Origin of the sequence: Oryzicola mucosus (assembly GCF_014534685.1) — a bacterium.
Taxonomy (GTDB): domain Bacteria; phylum Pseudomonadota; class Alphaproteobacteria; order Rhizobiales; family Rhizobiaceae; genus Oryzicola; species Oryzicola mucosus.
This window is the reverse complement of the sequence record NZ_JACVVX010000001.1, coordinates 979266-994262: the sequence shown is the minus strand read 5'-3', so window position 1 is coordinate 994262 and position 14997 is coordinate 979266. Positions and strand designations below refer to the sequence as shown.

14 protein-coding genes are annotated in these 14997 nt (G+C 61.4%); 8 read left to right on the top strand and 6 right to left on the bottom strand.

Features of this window, described 5'->3' with window-relative positions; all coding sequences use genetic code 11:
* Nucleotides 1–33: 33 nt before the first annotated feature.
* Nucleotides 34–1272 (top strand): MFS transporter, encoded by a 1239-nt coding sequence (locus tag ICI42_RS04720; RefSeq protein ID WP_188163341.1) that lies wholly within the window; start codon nucleotides 34–36, stop codon nucleotides 1270–1272.
* Between the two features lie 2 nt (nucleotides 1273–1274).
* Here ICI42_RS04720 and ICI42_RS04715 read toward each other — a convergent pair whose 3' ends face one another.
* The 6 genes from ICI42_RS04715 to hemC form a co-directional block, all read right to left on the bottom strand.
* Entirely contained in the window at nucleotides 1275–2042 is a 768-nt protein-coding gene (locus ICI42_RS04715; RefSeq protein WP_188163340.1) for a glutamine amidotransferase, read from the bottom strand.
* A gap of 274 nt (nucleotides 2043–2316) precedes the next feature.
* The gene (locus ICI42_RS04710; protein WP_188163339.1) at nucleotides 2317–2802 is read right to left on the bottom strand and encodes a tellurite resistance TerB family protein; all 486 of its coding nucleotides are present in this window, start codon (nucleotides 2800–2802) and stop codon (nucleotides 2317–2319) included.
* A 39-nt stretch (nucleotides 2803–2841) separates the two neighbouring features.
* Entirely contained in the window at nucleotides 2842–4545 is a 1704-nt protein-coding gene (locus ICI42_RS04705) for a heme biosynthesis protein HemY (protein WP_188163338.1), read from the bottom strand.
* A 10-nt stretch (nucleotides 4546–4555) separates the two neighbouring features.
* Entirely contained in the window at nucleotides 4556–5941 is a 1386-nt protein-coding gene (locus ICI42_RS04700; RefSeq protein ID WP_188163337.1) for a phage tail protein, read from the bottom strand.
* Between the two features lie 107 nt (nucleotides 5942–6048).
* Nucleotides 6049–6744: a uroporphyrinogen-III synthase gene (locus ICI42_RS04695; RefSeq protein WP_188163336.1), complete on the bottom strand. Its 696-nt coding sequence runs from the start codon at nucleotides 6742–6744 to the stop codon at nucleotides 6049–6051.
* Nucleotides 6745–7701, bottom strand: coding sequence for a hydroxymethylbilane synthase (hemC, locus tag ICI42_RS04690; RefSeq protein WP_188163335.1), 957 nt, complete (start codon nucleotides 7699–7701; stop codon nucleotides 6745–6747).
* Between the two features lie 101 nt (nucleotides 7702–7802).
* On the opposite strand from hemC, the gene tsaD reads away from it, so the two are divergent.
* From tsaD to ICI42_RS04655, 7 genes are all read left to right on the top strand, one after another.
* The gene (tsaD, locus tag ICI42_RS04685) at nucleotides 7803–8888 is read left to right on the top strand and encodes a tRNA (adenosine(37)-N6)-threonylcarbamoyltransferase complex transferase subunit TsaD (RefSeq protein ID WP_188163721.1); all 1086 of its coding nucleotides are present in this window, start codon (nucleotides 7803–7805) and stop codon (nucleotides 8886–8888) included.
* The gene (locus tag ICI42_RS04680; RefSeq protein WP_188163334.1) at nucleotides 8885–9871 is read left to right on the top strand and encodes an NAD(P)H-dependent glycerol-3-phosphate dehydrogenase; all 987 of its coding nucleotides are present in this window, start codon (nucleotides 8885–8887) and stop codon (nucleotides 9869–9871) included. Before tsaD ends, ICI42_RS04680 begins: the two co-directional genes overlap by 4 nt.
* 26 nt (nucleotides 9872–9897) lie before the next feature.
* Nucleotides 9898–10194 carry a YciI-like protein gene (locus tag ICI42_RS04675; RefSeq protein ID WP_188163333.1) on the top strand — a complete coding sequence of 99 codons (297 nt, stop codon included), beginning with the start codon at nucleotides 9898–9900 and terminating at the stop codon, nucleotides 10192–10194.
* Nucleotides 10195–10214: 20 nt separating this feature from the next.
* Nucleotides 10215–10640 carry an EVE domain-containing protein gene (locus ICI42_RS04670; RefSeq protein WP_188163332.1) on the top strand — a complete coding sequence of 142 codons (426 nt, stop codon included), beginning with the start codon at nucleotides 10215–10217 and terminating at the stop codon, nucleotides 10638–10640.
* Complete coding sequence (locus ICI42_RS04665) at nucleotides 10637–11293, top strand: class I SAM-dependent methyltransferase (RefSeq protein WP_188163331.1); 657 nt, start codon at nucleotides 10637–10639, stop codon at nucleotides 11291–11293. Before ICI42_RS04670 ends, ICI42_RS04665 begins: the two co-directional genes overlap by 4 nt.
* Before the next feature lie 196 nt (nucleotides 11294–11489).
* The gene (locus ICI42_RS04660; protein WP_210316950.1) at nucleotides 11490–13955 is read left to right on the top strand and encodes a hypothetical protein; all 2466 of its coding nucleotides are present in this window, start codon (nucleotides 11490–11492) and stop codon (nucleotides 13953–13955) included.
* Entirely contained in the window at nucleotides 13942–14934 is a 993-nt protein-coding gene (locus tag ICI42_RS04655) for a hypothetical protein (RefSeq protein ID WP_188163329.1), read from the top strand. Before ICI42_RS04660 ends, ICI42_RS04655 begins: the two co-directional genes overlap by 14 nt.
* Nucleotides 14935–14997 lie beyond the last annotated feature (63 nt).

Below are 14997 nucleotides of genomic sequence, written 5' to 3'. Positions count from 1 at the left end.
CACTGCCATCGCACTGGCCGGTGACGGATAGCTATGACCCCAGACGCCTCTTCCCCCGAACAGCGCTACGCCGCGTTCCGGCACAGCGCTTTCCTGCGCTTCTGGGCGGCGCGGTTCCTGACCACCTTCGCCACCCAGATTGTCTCGGTCGGCGTCGGCTGGCAGGTGTACGACCTGACGCGCGATCCCTTCGATCTCGGGCTGGTCGGCGTCATCCAGTTCATTCCCGCGCTGCTTCTGGTTCTGGTCACCGGCGTGGTCTCCGACCGTTTCGGGCGGCGGCGGGTCATGGGGCTGTCGATCCTTCTGGAATCGCTCTGCGCGGTTGCTTTGCTCGTGCTCACCCTGCGCGGGCTGACGAGCGTCATGCCGATCTTCGCGGTCCTCGCGGTGTTCGGCGTCGCGCGCGCCTTCTTCGGCCCTGCCTCCGCCTCGCTGGTGGCCAATCTGGTGCCGCCGGAGGATTTCGCCAATGCGGTGGCGTGGAACTCGTCGGCCTGGCAGACCGCAACCATCGTCGGCCCGGTCGCGGGCGGCCTGCTCTATGGCCTGTCGGCCTCGGCGGCCTATGGCGTCGCCGCCATGCTGATGGTTGCCGCCAGTATCCTGATCTTCTCCATCCCCAAGCCCAAACAGCACAGCGAGACCGACCGGCCGACGCTGGAAACCCTGTTCGCCGGCTTCCGCTATATCTGGCGGGAAAAGATCGTGCTGGGCGCGATCTCGCTCGATCTGTTCGCCGTGCTGTTGTCGGGCGCGGTGGCGCTGCTGCCGGTCTATGCGCGCGACATCCTCCATCTCGGCCCGTGGGGGCTGGGCCTGCTGCGTGCAGCGCCTGGCATCGGCGCGCTTGCCGTGGCGGTCTGGCTCGCCGGACATCCCTTGCGCGACCATGCCGGGCGGATCATGTTCGTCTTCGTCGCGCTGTTCGGCGTCTTCACCGTGGTGTTCGGCCTGTCCACCGTGCCATGGCTTTCGATTGTCGCGCTCGCCATGCTGGGCGCCACCGACATGATCAGCGTCTATGTCCGTGAAACGCTGATCCAGCTCTGGACGCCCGACAATGTGCGCGGCCGCGTCAATGCCGTGAACATGGTATTCGTCGGCGCGTCCAACGAGCTGGGCGAGTTCCGCGCCGGCATGATGGCGGCTGCTTTCGGCACCGTACATGCCGTGGTGTTCGGCGGCGTGGGCGCCATCGCGGTTGCCGGACTGTGGGCGTATATGTTCCCGGCGTTGCGCAAGGTTCGCCGGCTTGACGGCCGCGTGTAACCCTATTCGGCGGCGATACCGTCGATGTGACCGGCTGAGGCTGCGATCCGCGTCCGCGCACGGACATTGGCCGGGTTGCCGAAGATCATCTCCAGGAATTCGTCCAGCCAGCGCTTGAGATGCGAATCCCAGATCAGCCGTCCGCCGAGATGGTCCCTGCCCTGTTGCGCGCCGGGCAGATCGAAGCGGTGCGCACCGCCCACCACCCAGCGCTGCATCATCGCCCGCGTCAGCTCGGCGTGAAACTGGATGCCCCATGCGTTGCTGCCATATCGAAACGCCTGATTGGGATAGGTGTCGGCAGTGGCCAGAAGCTCCGCGCTGCGCGGCAAGGAAAAGCCTTCGCGGTGGAACTGATAGACCATTTCGGGCCAGTGCATCAGCTTGCGGCCCTCCCCTGTGGCGCGCAGCGGATACCAGCCGATCTCAACGAGACCCTCGCCATGGCCGGCCACCGTGCCGCCGAGATGGTTGGACAGCATCTGCGCGCCGAGACAGATGCCCAAAAGCGGCTTGTTCTCGCGCAGCGGCACAGCCAGCCACTCGGTTTCCTGGCGGATGTAGTCGTGCTCGTCATTGGCGCTCATCGGTCCGCCGAACACGACGGCGCCGACGTGATGCTCAAGCGTCTTGGGAAGCGCGTCGCCCAAGGGCGGGCGGCGGATGTCGAGGTCGAAACCGTACTGGCTCAGCACCTGCCCCACCCGACCCGGGCTCGACCGTTCCTGATGCAGGACGATGAGGATGCGCGGGCTGGGTCGCTTCGGCATTCGATTAGAGCCTTTCATGGTTAGTTGGAAGCAGTTCTGTTTCTCCGATGGCGCGACAATCCGGCAGGAGAGGCGCGCAGGTCGATGGGGTTCCATCGTCCAAGCGGCTCGACGCCCCGGGTGTCCGCCAGCGGGAAACCCTTCGGGCCGGGTGAATTCGGGCCAAATCCTTCGGGCTTCGACTCGGCCGTAGCGCCACTACGACCTCGCCTCATCCCTCGACCTTGTCCCGAATTCCCTCCGGCAGAACGATTCCAATTAATCATGAAAGGCTCTAGGATCCCTTGTTCTCGTGCGGATGCTGCACCGCGTAGCTTGCGGCTGCCTTGCGTCGCGCTTCGACGCGATCGCGGCTGTCGACGCCGATCAGCTCGGCAACGCGCCAGATAATGTTGTCTTCCATCTCGTGCAGCACGCCGTCGGCATAGACCACATCCCAAAGCATGGCGATGAAGGCCTTGCGGCCTTCGGCGTCGAGATGCCGCTTGATCGGGCTGGTGAAGGCGTAGAGGTCGATGGCTTCCTGGTCGGCCTTCACCGCCTCGCGGATCAGCGTCTTAAGCTCATCGCCCTTGATGCCATAAGTTTCAGCCAGGAGATGTTTGATGCTTTCCCACTCCGAATCCTGCCGCCGGCCGTCCGCGTCCATGACGTGATACATCAGCGCGGCTACAGCCAGGCGCGGATCGTCGTCCATGCCGCCGCGCTCCGGCTTGCCGCCGGGCAGATCCTTCAAAACCGAGAACACACGGTCGAGCATGGTTTGGGAACCTGAGGTCAAAGGCGCAGCAGTGCCTTGTCAGAAAAGCCGGAAACGGCTGGGCGCCTGCTCCGCCGCTTCGTCGGGATCGACACCGGGATCGTCGGGAAGAGGCGGCAACGCCGCAGCTTCTTCCTCGATCCGCGGTTCAGACTGAACAGCCGGAGCCACTGCCGCGAGCGTTACCACATTGCCGGCCACCGATGCCGGCGAGCGCGCGTTGTGCGCGGGCTCGGCCTCGGCAACAGGAACCGGAGACAGCTTGTGCGGCGGCGATACGACCAGGGGCGGCGGGGTTTCCTCGGCAGGTTTCACCGCCTCGACAGGGTCGGGAAGCGCATCCGAAACAGGCTCGACGGTCTCCCCCATGGGAGCGGCCGGTTCGGCCGTGGGCATGGGTGCGGCAAGGGCAGGTGCGGCCTCGATCACATCGCCATCGTCGATGACCTGGCCAAGCCGCTCCACCGGCGCGCGCCATTCGAACGCATCGAGCCGTCCGGTAACCGGCGAGGTCGGCTGCCATTGTTCGGAGGCAACGCCATCGGCCACCCAGGTCGGATCCTGCGGCGCGCGCACGGCGCGGCCCAGCCAGTAGCGGGCACGTCCCTGGTCGCCGGTCTCGGCTTCCTCGATATCGGCCAGAAGCAGGAAGGCGCCTTCGCGCGGCTGCATGCGGATCGCGGCTTCGGCTTCCGCGCGGGCGGTGGCGTAGTCCTGCGCTTCGAGTGCTGCGCGCGCAACGATCAGCGAGGATTCAGGATGGTTCTGGCGCTGCGCCTTGAGCTTCCTGGCCCGCGTCAGACGGTCCAGCACGGCATCGCCCGGGCGGGCGTGAACATAGAGATCGGCGATCTCGGGATGCGCTTCGGCCTTCCAGGCAGCTTCGAGCAGCTTGGCGCCCTTGCGGATGTCGTTGAGCCGGAAATGCGCTTTTGCCGCCACCACGGCCGCTGGCACGAAATTCGGCCTGAGCTTGTTGGCTTCGAGCGCCGCCGTGCGCGCGGCGCTCGGGTTGCCGTCCAGAAGCGCCATGGCCTTGGCCGTCAAAAGCACGGCGCGGCGGTTGTTAGCCGTCGGTTTGTCGAGCTGACCGGTGTTCTTCTGCGCGTCGACCAGCGTCAGCGCGCCGTCCCAGTCGGAACGCGCGGTCAGCTCCTCTATGGTGGATTCCGCTGCCCAAGCCAGTTGCGGCGCGAGATCGGCAGCGCGTCCGGCGTAATGGCGAGCGGCGTTGCGGTCGCCCAGCCGCTCGGCTTCGAGATAAAGCCCGCGCAGGCCGAGAAGCCGCATTTCTGGATCGTCCAGCATGGCTTCGAACTTGCGGCGCGCTGTGTCGTGGTCGCCTTCCAGGAGCGAGGTCTGCGCGTCGAGCAGAGCGATCAGCGGTTCCTGGTCGGACGGGATCAGCTTGGCGGCTTCCTTGTTCTTCTTGCGCGCCAAGACGGCATCGCCGGCGCCGGCTGCGATCATGCCGGTGGACAGCGCCTGATAGCCACGGTCGCGGCGGCGCACCCTGAAATGACGGCTGAGCGTGTAAGGGCTGTTCCAGATCGCCTTGAGCAGCCACCAGGTCAGCATCACGCCTGCCACGATGGCGGTGACGATTACGGCGGCGACCATCAGGCTGACATGGTAGCGGTAGCCGTCGAAGGTCACCACCATATCGCCGGGGCGGTCGGCGAGCCAGGCAAAGCCGAGACCGAGGGCGAAGACGATGGCTAGGTAGAACAGGACCCGGATCATATGTTTCTCCTCAGGCCTTCATCGCGCCGGCGACGAGCTGGTCGGCAAGCTTCTCGACCTCCAGCCGCGCTTTCAGCTTGGCTGTGAAATCCGCCCCGGCAGCCTTCACGGCATCGGGCAGCGCTTCATATTCGGCAAGCGCCTTCTCGTAATTGCCTTCGTTGACGGCGGCTTCGATGCGCGCGACGGTTTCCGGCACGCCGGTCCCTTCCACCGCGCCGATCGGGCGGACCTGCACCATCGACTTCGCGCTCGCCATGAGCTGGTCGAAATAGCCGGCATTGGCGTCGATGGGCGAACCGGCCGCGATCATCGCGGTGGCGGCGGCATCGGTTTGGGCCAGGATATCGGCGCGGCTCGGCACGCCCTTTTCGGCAAATCCGCGCAGCGCAGCCAGTTCGGGCGCGTCGGGGGCGATAGCCGCCAAGGTTTCCAGCTCGGCGCCGAAGGGCTCGCCGCGATCGACGGCCGACTTCAGCGCGGCGGCTGCGATTGCCAGCGCAATGCGCGGCTGGTCGGCCTGAGCGTCGACCTTTTCGGTCAGGCCGCTGATCGTCTGTTCCAGCGCGCCGATGCGGCCTTCTATGGCAGATGTGCCGTCGGTTGCTGATTTCAGCGTCGCGTCGAGACCGGTGATGCGTTCGTTCAACGCGGTAATTTCGTCTTGCGATGCCGTATTCTCGCTGGCGGCAGCCACCGACGATTCGATGCTCTTGAGCCGTTCGTCCAGCGCGGCAAGTCCACCGCTATCGGCAGCGCCGCCGCTTTCGACCTCGGACTTGAGCGCCGCCAGTTCGCTGCGGAGCTGGTCGAGCGCACCGGCGTCGCCGGGTGCCGAAGGCGCGTTCGACAGCGCTGCGAGCTGCTGTTTCACCGCATCCAGCTCGGACTGGAGTGCGGCGACCTGAGTGGAATCGCCGGAACCGGTCGGGGCAGCAAGAAGTCCTGAATATTGCAGGCCCGCTGCCACCGCGAGCGCTATGGCGGCGCCGGCGACACCCGCCATAAGCGACGAGCCCCCCTTGCGGCGCGGCGCGGGTTCGGGTCTGGGCGCGGCCCTGTAGGCAGACTGCTCCGCAACGGTTTCCTCGACAGGCGGTTCGGAAATTTCCGCCGCGGGCTCTTGGACCGGAGCGTCGGATACGCTCGGCTCGGAGAAATCATAGCCGCTCGGCTCTGGCGATGGCTGCGTCTCAGGCGTCGCATCGGCGTCGACCGGAGCCGCATCGCCTGTCGGCGTCTCGTCCACGGGCGGTGACGCACTTTCGGAGGCGAAGGGTTCCTGCGGCGTCTCCACAGTGGCCTCGTCGACCCGCTTCACGGCATCCGGATCCAGATCGATGGTGACAGGTTCGCGTGTGGACTTGGAATGGCGCGTCCTTGGCGTCTTGACCATATTGGGCTCCCCGGTCTGGTTTGCAGTGGTCCCGGCGTTGCGGGTCGTCGGAAGTCAGTAGCACATCAGAGTCGGACGAAAAAAGGCCGCCTTATGGCACATGTCTTTTATCGCGCGAGCAAGGTAAACATCGCATCTTCGTCAGGCCTTCGGGCAATATCGACCTTGGACAGTCCAGCCAGCCCTTCGGCAACGCGGGCCGAAATGCAGATATAGTGCGTGTTCTCGAAAATCCCGCCCATTTTATCGACAATTTCGCGCAACGCACCCGCTGCTTTGGCCGAATAGATCAAGGCGGCATTGATGGGTTGGCTGCCGAGCAGGCCGGCGATTTCACGTGTTTCACGCTGCACGGTCATCGTGTCATAGGTTTCGATGGCAGCGACCTCCACCCCCGCTTCGCGCAAAACAGCTTCGAAGCCGGAGAGCCGAACGCGCCCGCACAAATAAGCCAAAGCAGCGGTTTGCCGGTCTTCGACAATGAGATGCGCCAGCGACAGCGCATCGCCACGCGCGGTCTTGATACGCGAAAAACCCTGGCTGGTGGCAAGAGACGCGGTCTTTGTGCCGACCGCGTAAAGCGGCAGATGCCGCAGTCTGGCGAGAATACTGGCGTCGGCGTGGCGCAAGCCGTTGGCGCTGGTTGCCGCCACGCCAGCGAAGTCCACCCCTTCAGGCAGCCGCGCCGGCAGGGATACGGTTCTCGACAAGGGCAGCATGAGGGGCATGAAGCCCAGTTCAGCAAGCCGCTGCGCCGTCCGTGCCGCGCCAGGTTCAGGCCGTGTGACCAGGACGCGGACCATTCAGCCCCATCCGTCGAAGAAGCCCGTGCCGGCACGCGCGCGCACCTCTTCCCCGGCTTTTCGGCCCAGCGCCACGGCATCCACGGCTTTACCATCCACCGTCACCGCATGCGTTTCCTGTCCGTTCGGTGTCAGGATCAGGCCGGAGAAGGCGAGCCGGTCGCCGTCGATCTCGGCATAGCCCGCCAAAGGCGTCCGGCACGAGCCGTCGAGCGCAGCCAGGAAGGCGCGTTCGCAGGCCAGCGCGTGGCCTGTCGGGGCGTGGTGGATGGCTGCAACCATATCCCTGGCGCTCGCGTCGCCGATACGGCTTTCGATGCAGATCGCGCCCTGGCCCGGAGCAGGCGGAAAGGCCTCGAGCGACATCAATTCCGTGACTACATGGTCCAGCCCGAGCCGCCTCAGGCCCGCCTGCGCCAGGATGGTGCCTTCGGCGACGCCCTCGTCGAGCTTGCGCAGCCGGGTCTGCACGTTGCCGCGAAACATTATGACCTTCAGGTCCGGCCGCATGCGCCGGATCAGCGCCTGCCGCCGCAGCGAGGACGAGCCGATGACGGCGGCCTCCGGCATCTCGGCGATGGTTTTGGCCGAACGGCCGATGAAGGCGTCGCGCGCATCCTCGCGCGGCAGGAAGGCCGACAGTTCCAACCCGTCGGGCAGCACGGTCGGCATGTCCTTGGAGGAATGCACGGCGATATCGATGCGGCCGTCCAGCATCGCCTCCTCGATCTCCTTGGTGAACAGGCCCTTGCCGCCGGCTTCCGACAGCGGACGGTCCTGGATGCGGTCGCCGCTGGTGGAGATGACGACGATCTCGAAGGCGTCTTCGGGCAGGCCGTGCGCCGCCATCAGCCGGCTACGCGTCTCATGCGCCTGGGCCAGCGCCAACAGGCTGCCGCGCGTTCCGATTTTCAGGCCCGCGATTTTCGGGCCGATGTCCTGGCTGATGGTTTGCATGTCGCCCGGTCCATGGTAACTCCGCGCCGTGCGGAAACTCTTTCCGCACCTCCTAACGGGGAAACGGCGACCGGGCAATCATGCAGGGCAGCGACCAATTGATCCGCGTTCTCGGCATCGAGACGAGCTGCGACGAGACCGCCGCGAGCGTGGTCGCGCTGCGCGATGGCGGAAAGCCCGAGATTCTGTCCAACATCGTGCTCAGCCAGATCGAGGAACACGCGGCCTTTGGCGGCGTGGTGCCGGAAATCGCCGCCCGCGCCCATGTCGAGGCGCTGGACGGCATCGTAGAAGTCGCCCTCGCCGATGCGGGCATAGACCTTTCGCAGATCGACGCGGTGGCGGCGACCGCAGGGCCGGGACTGGTCGGCGGACTGATCGTCGGGCTGATGACGGCCAAGGCGATTGCCGCCGCCGCGCATAAGCCCATGCTCGCCGTCAACCATCTCGAGGGCCATGCGCTGACGGCGCGGCTGACCGACGGCATCGACTTTCCCTATCTGCTTTTGCTGGTTTCGGGCGGGCATACCCAGATCGTATTGGTGCGCGGCGTCGGAAATTACGAGCGCTGGGCTACGACCATCGACGATGCCTTGGGCGAAGCCTTTGATAAGACAGCGAAAATGCTCGGCCTGCCCTATCCCGGCGGGCCGAATGTCGAAAAGGCGGCGGCGGCGGGCGATGCAACACGCTTTGCCTTTCCGCGCCCGATGAAGGGGTCGGCGCAGCCCGATTTCTCCTTTTCAGGACTCAAAACAGCCGTCCGGCAGGCTGCAACGGCCATTTCTCCGCTGTCCGACCAGGACGTATCGGACATCTGCGCATCGTTCCAGATAGCCGTCACGGACGCCCTGGCGGACCGTGTGAAGCGGGCTTTGGAGGGGTTCCTCCAGCGGTTTCCGACCCATCCAAAGCCCGTTTTGGTGGTCGCCGGAGGGGTCGCCGCGAACCGTTCGATAGGGTCAAAACTGCAAGAACTATGCTCCGCGCATGGTTTCGCCTTCATCGCGCCGCCGCTCAATCTCTGCACCGACAACGCAGCGATGATCGCCTGGGCCGGCATCGAAAGGTTGCGCGCCGGCCTGGCCGGGGATGACGGTTTCGACTTCGTGCCGCGCTCGCGCTGGCCGCTCGACACCGTGTCGGCACCCGTCATCGGCTCCGGCCGCAGGGGGGCGAAGGCATGAGCGGCCACTACACAGTGACCGTCCTGGGCGGAGGCGCCTGGGGAACGGCGCTGGCGCTGGCGATGCTGCGCAGCGGCCATGCCGTTCGGCTCTGGGCGCGCGATGACGAGTCGGTCGCAGCCATTTCACGCGGAGAGAACCCGCGCTACCTGCCGGGCATCGCGTTCGAGGCCGGCATAGACGCCACCAGCGATCTCGATGCGGCGATCCGCGATACCGATTGCGTGCTGGTCGTCACCCCGGCGCAGACGCTGCGCAGCGTGCTGACCGGGCTCAAGGGAAGGCTCGCGCCTGAGGTGCCGCTGGTGCTGTGCGCCAAGGGCATCGAGCGCGACACCGGCCGGCTGTTGTCGGACATCGCCACGGAGATCCTGCCCGACAATCCGGCCGCGGCCCTGTCAGGCCCAAGCTTCGCCACCGATGTCGCGCGCGGCCTGCCGACCGCCGTGGTGGTCGCCGCGCGGGACGAAGCGCTGGCGGCGGCTCTGGCGATACGATTCTCGGGAACCACCTTGCGCTGCTATTCCAGCGACGACCTCACGGGTGTCGAGCTGGGCGGCGCGCTGAAGAATGTCTTCGCCATCGCAGCCGGTGCCGTGTCGGGCGCGGGGCTGGGCGCCAGCGCGCAGGCGGCGCTGGTGACGCGCGGTTTCGTCGAGCTGCGCCGCGTGGGTGCTGCGTTCGGCGCGCGGGCCGAGACGCTGATGGGGCTTTCCGGCCTCGGCGATCTGATGCTGACCTGTTCGTCGACACAATCGCGCAACTTCGCCTATGGCATGGCGCTGGGGCGGCACGAGGACCTCGCCGACAGGCCGCTGGCCGAGGGCGTGGCGACATCGGGCATCGCCGCCCGCATCGCGCGCGAACGCGACCTCGACGCGCCGATCATCAAAGCTGTGGCCGCCATTCTGGACGGCGCGATCACCATCAACGAGGCCGTCACCGGCCTGATGTCGCGGCCGCTCAAGGCCGAAGCCGACTGATTTTTCGAGAAAAAGGAGCAGGAACAATGCTGTTTGCGTTCATTTGCAGGGACAAGCCAGACCATCTTCAGGTGCGCATGGACACGCGGCCCGAGCATGTCGACCATCTCAACGCGCTGAACGCGGCGGGCACGCTGAAATTCGCCGGCCCCTTCCTGGGCGAGGACGGCAAGCCGCTGGGCAGCCTGGTCGTGGTCGAGGCCGCCGACAAATCAGCGGCACAGGCCATCGCCGATGCCGATCCCTATGCCAAGGCCGGCCTGTTCCAGTCGGTCGAGGTGCTGCCGTGGAACTGGGTGTTCAACAACCCTGCCAGCGCCTGATCGTTTCGGAGCCTCAACGCATGAACTATTGGCTGTTCAAATCCGAGCCGTTCAAGTTTTCCTGGGAGATGCTGAAAAAGCTCGGCGACAAGGGCACGCAATGGGACGGCGTGCGCAACTACCAGGCGCGCAACAACATGCGCGCCATGCAGATCGGCGATCTCGGCTTCTTCTACCATTCCAATGAGGGGCTGGAGGTGGTCGGCATCGCTGAGGTCTGCGCGCTCGCCCATCACGACACGACGACCGAGGATGCGCGCTGGGAATGCGTCGACATCCGCGCCTTCAAGGACGTGCCGAAGCCGGTCACGCTGGTCGATGTGAAGGCCAATCCGAAGCTGGAAAAGATGTCGCTGGTCACCTCGATGCGACTGTCCGTCCAGCCGGTGACGCCAGACGAATGGAAAGAAGTCTGCCGCATGGGCGGCCTTGAAAAAGCGCCTTGAAACCGCTTTCGCCCGAGACGGCCGAAGGCTTCATCCGGGCCAATACGGCGCTGCTGACCCCGCCGCATGTGCCGGAGATTAAGCTTTATCTCGCCGACGAGGCGCACGATCTCTGGCACCGCACCGAGGAGCAACTGGCCGAGATCGGCCTGCCGCCGCCCTTCTGGGCGTTCGCCTGGGCCGGCGGTCAAGGGCTGGCGCGCCATGTGCTCGACCATCCCGGCACGGTGGCGCAAAAGACCGTGCTCGATTTCGCATCGGGCTCCGGGCTGGTCGGCATCGCGGCGATGAAGGCGGGCGCCGCCGAGGTGCTCGCGGCCGACATCGACCCGTTCTGCGAAGCGGCGATAAGGCTGAACGCCGAGGCCAATGGCGTGTCGGTTTCTTATCTGGGCGACGATCTGGTCGGCAGGGATCTTGGCTGGGACGTGGTGCTGGCCGGCGACGTGTTTTATGAAAAACCCTTTGCCGAGCGGCTGGTGCCGTGGTTTTCAGCGCTGCGCGCACGCGGCGCGGAGGTGCTGGTCGGCGACCCCGGCCGGTCCTATCTGCCCAGGGAGCGACTGGAAAAATTGGCGGTCTATGAAGTGCCCGTCACCCGCGCCCTGGAAGACGCCGAGGTGAAGAAGACGACTGTGTGGCGGTTTGGGTAGGGGGTAGGACTGGCTTAAGCCTAGCGGTCAGGTGTGCGATAAGCGGCCATCTACGTATAAGCGGTCGCCTGCAAGCTCCTCAAAGCCAACAGAAAGTCTGTTTCCATAAATCTGGTAAATACACTCAGACGAAACTACTTGTTATGCGAGGAGCAATGAGAGTGCGCACCCTTTGATTGATCGGCTGAAAATCTGGTTGGGTTCAAAGCTCTGGTTTTGGAAGTTCCGAGCGCAACTTGGAAGGATCGGGTTTGTCCTTGAGCGTAACGCCTACAAAAATAGAGCCTCAGTCGCCAAGGCTAAGGCAAACGCTCACATCTTTGGCTCTTTCGCATGGGTCGGAATAAAAAGCCTTTTCTGGGTCGTTTTAGTTCTAGCAGCGCTGATCTTTGCCGAAAATTTTGCGAGAAATAGTCCGTCTTGGCTTGCGCCACTTAGTGCTGGAAACAAAAAGTTCAATATTGATCAGCTACGGCTTTACGCTCAGCTACTCACTACAATATTTTCGATATACTTTGCGACGATTGGCATCATTTTGAGTGCTGGATACACCAAAATTCGCCGCGACATCATCCGCATGCTAACCAATGAACAAGTTGGCAGTGTCTATTCCCGGGTTTTGGTGCTTGCAGCCATGTTTTGTTTGGCAGCGACGGCTTTGCCTTCATTGGGTTTTGAACCCGGGCTATTTGTCTACATCGTCGGAACCGTTTTGACCTTGTTGAGTGCTCTGGCCCTGTTTCCGTTGGGCCAGAGACTGTTCAATTTCTTCGATCTCAATGTGCTCATTCGTACCGAGGTCCTCCCCAGCATTGTGCGCCACATCGAAGGTGCGGCAAACCGCAAAAATACGGTAACGCTGGCCAACCATCATTCGAAGTCTGTGCGACATGCGCTTGAGCAACTCTCGTACATTGACGAGCGGATTAGAGTAAGCACGGAGAATCTCGACCATAGTTTGCCTGCGTTGACTGGCGACTACACTGCATTGCTTCTGCACTACCTTAACCAAAAACCCAAAATTGACAAAGAAAGCTACTGGTTCCCGCGGCGAAGCAAGCACAAGCAATGGTTCTTCGCTGGGGATACCACTACGTCTATGGCACTGCGAACAAGCAGTCAGCAAATGATGGTCGAGGAAAAACCTGACCACCAATGGCTCGAAAACGAAATTGTCGACCGGTTAGCAGGCCACATCGAACTCGCGTTTCGAGTTAGAGACTTTGACCTTGCATTGGAACTCCTTGGTCGCTTCTCAACTAGAGTTTCCGCTTATGCAGCACAATTTCAGTTCGATATCGGCATGCGGGAGCTCGAGAGGTTTAGGCAGATAATTGAACAAGCTTTTACGGTGGAGGACGCTTCAGCGAAAAGTGCTTCAGCCTTAACAAAGATTGGCATAGCTGATGCATGGGCTGCGTTAGGGAGTAATTTATGCCTAGAAACTCTTCGCCGAATATTGACCTTCGAGCAAGAACTGCAACGGTTCTTCGAGGCGGATGAGTGGAGCGAAAATTCTCTACGTAGTCTGCCCACTTTTCTACAAATTGAAATTGCGTTTATCGTTGAGCGTATTGAGTTTGAGCGAGAGATAGAAGGAAATCGACTGTCCAAGCCGAAATACGTTCAACAGTTGGTGGTTCAAAAGCTACTACAGCATTACACAAAAATCCTACCGAAGGTCTCCGACTTCCACCAGAACATGATTCCGAGCTTCGCGGCCACATTGTCGAAACTGAAGATGTCAGAGGCGGCAACGCAGGTAATTCTGGCAAGCTTACATAGCTATTGGAAACTTCCACTGTGGTTTGACGAACTAGCAGGGCTGTTTGAGCGGTATCGTAGTTTCACGCATTACACGGAAGCAAGTTACATTTTGCCAATTACCAATGTGGATGAGCTGTCCAAGAAAATTAAAATGTCGAGGAACAATGCACTTGCGGCGCTTGGTAATGAGGCGACGGTCCGACATATCTTCGAACCTGAACACAACGACGATTTGCCTGATCACTTTGGACAGATTTATTTTGAGCTGGCCGAGGCATGCATAAGCGCGCTTGAGCAGAATGACATAGATAAGCTTAACGCAGTTCTCCCTATGTTTATGACCCTCGCTTTTCTAGCTGCTGATTCGAAATTCTCAGATCCAGCGCTTGAGATTAATGACGAGTTAAGACTTCATCTCATTTCGACAGTTATCAATGACTTGGCGTCCGTACTGGGGTTTGCCATCCTTTACGGGGCATACTTCGATGAGGAAGAACTATCGCGGGGTGCACTGGCCAAATTTGATGACTGGATCGCGCATGCAACCGACAGACAACAGTACCTTAAACGAATGGTACTGCTGTCTAGCCCGCGCAACTTTAGCATGACTGCATCGCCGCGTGGGATAATTCGGATTAACTGGAAATTGTCGTTCGAACATCGCGCGCGACATGACGGGTTTGGGGATCGAATGAGGATGGCGCAAGGAGCAGAGCATCCAAATAGGATCGTAAGGGAATTCCTACAATCGCATTCTGATGCGTCTCATCTCTTTTTTGCAAGACATGTTTTGCCAAACATCGATACCACGGGCATGAATATCGATTATCATATTACAAGTCTTACCCGAAAGCTGCGCGAAGAACGCGAAGAGGGTGGCCGTGAAGATATATAGAGCAGAGCCTTCGCAGTATCATCGCTTCGGTGACGCGCGTCGTAGCTTTCTTGATCGGCTATTCTTCAAATGCGAAGAATACAGACCGAGCTTTAATCAACGAATGTTTGACGAAGATTTCGCTGTTATTTTTAACTATGCTAATCGACATCGCGAAAGATTATTCGATATTTCTTCAAGCGACGAAAAGCTGACGGAGCGATTGCTCTCCAATGTCCAAACTAGATACGGACCCCATCCTATCGACAGAACAATTCGTGAATGGGTGGAGGACATCGCTCAATCGCTTATCTGGTTCGGTAAAGCTCACTATTGCCTAAAGGATGACGCGCAGCATCATAACATTCACATAGCTTCGTTTAGCTCAAGCGGCGTCGCGCATCTCTTTGGCAAGCATATCCAGTGGGTGCCAAAACGGACCGTGAGGCATTTTGATCAAGACGACGAAGAGGTTCCCAGAGAAATACGGATTCTGGATTCGGCCAAAGTGATGTGCTTTGTGTTACCCAGATCATTCAAACGCATGCTTTCTTCACAAAACCGGATTTTAGCTGTCATAGATAGGCACCAATTTGTAGTGACCGACTTCCAGCCTCAGGCCACGCACGAGAACCCGAACCCAACCAACCATTTTGATTTCAGCGTCTGGCTAGATGCGCAAGATCGCGCTCTGTACCGTTCCACGCGAGCCACTGGTTGGAACGGCAGGAAATTTGACTCTTCCAAGCGCTCCGACTTTTTCGATTGTTATCGGTTGATCCGGTTCCGGCGCAACCAACTTCTATTAAGGGACGACATTCTAAGCCAGCTCAGTACCGAACTTTCAAGGGTCGGCAAGCGTTACAACGCAGAATTTACTATGGAAATATCTGCGACCGATGACCTGCCCAGCGTCGTACACTTGAACGATCTGGAAGCGAGGATGACCCGGGAAGAAGCGGGCTTCACCGAAATTATCGACTATTGCTTGAAGCGCTGAATGCGCCAAAAAGGGCCGCATTAGTATCCCTGCAAGCCCAACGAACGAACGGGGGATTTGGGT

Excerpts from the sequence above, each read along its gene's own strand:
- ICI42_RS04670 (WP_188163332.1), top strand. The coding sequence starts at position 10,215 with ATGAACTATTGGCTGTTCAAATCCGAGCCGTTCAAGTTTTCCTGGGAG.
- ICI42_RS04700 (WP_188163337.1), bottom strand. The coding sequence starts at position 5,941 with ATGGTCAAGACGCCAAGGACGCGCCATTCCAAGTCCACACGCGAACCT.
- hemC (WP_188163335.1), bottom strand. The coding sequence starts at position 7,701 with ATGCAAACCATCAGCCAGGACATCGGCCCGAAAATCGCGGGCCTGAAA.
- ICI42_RS04705 (WP_188163338.1), bottom strand. The coding sequence starts at position 4,545 with ATGATCCGGGTCCTGTTCTACCTAGCCATCGTCTTCGCCCTCGGTCTC.
- ICI42_RS04710 (WP_188163339.1), bottom strand. The coding sequence starts at position 2,802 with ATGCTCGACCGTGTGTTCTCGGTTTTGAAGGATCTGCCCGGCGGCAAG.
- ICI42_RS04680 (WP_188163334.1), top strand. The coding sequence starts at position 8,885 with ATGAGCGGCCACTACACAGTGACCGTCCTGGGCGGAGGCGCCTGGGGA.
- ICI42_RS04720 (WP_188163341.1), top strand. The coding sequence starts at position 34 with ATGACCCCAGACGCCTCTTCCCCCGAACAGCGCTACGCCGCGTTCCGG.
- ICI42_RS04715 (WP_188163340.1), bottom strand. The coding sequence starts at position 2,042 with ATGCCGAAGCGACCCAGCCCGCGCATCCTCATCGTCCTGCATCAGGAA.
- ICI42_RS04675 (WP_188163333.1), top strand. The coding sequence starts at position 9,898 with ATGCTGTTTGCGTTCATTTGCAGGGACAAGCCAGACCATCTTCAGGTG.
- ICI42_RS04695 (WP_188163336.1), bottom strand. The coding sequence starts at position 6,744 with ATGGTCCGCGTCCTGGTCACACGGCCTGAACCTGGCGCGGCACGGACG.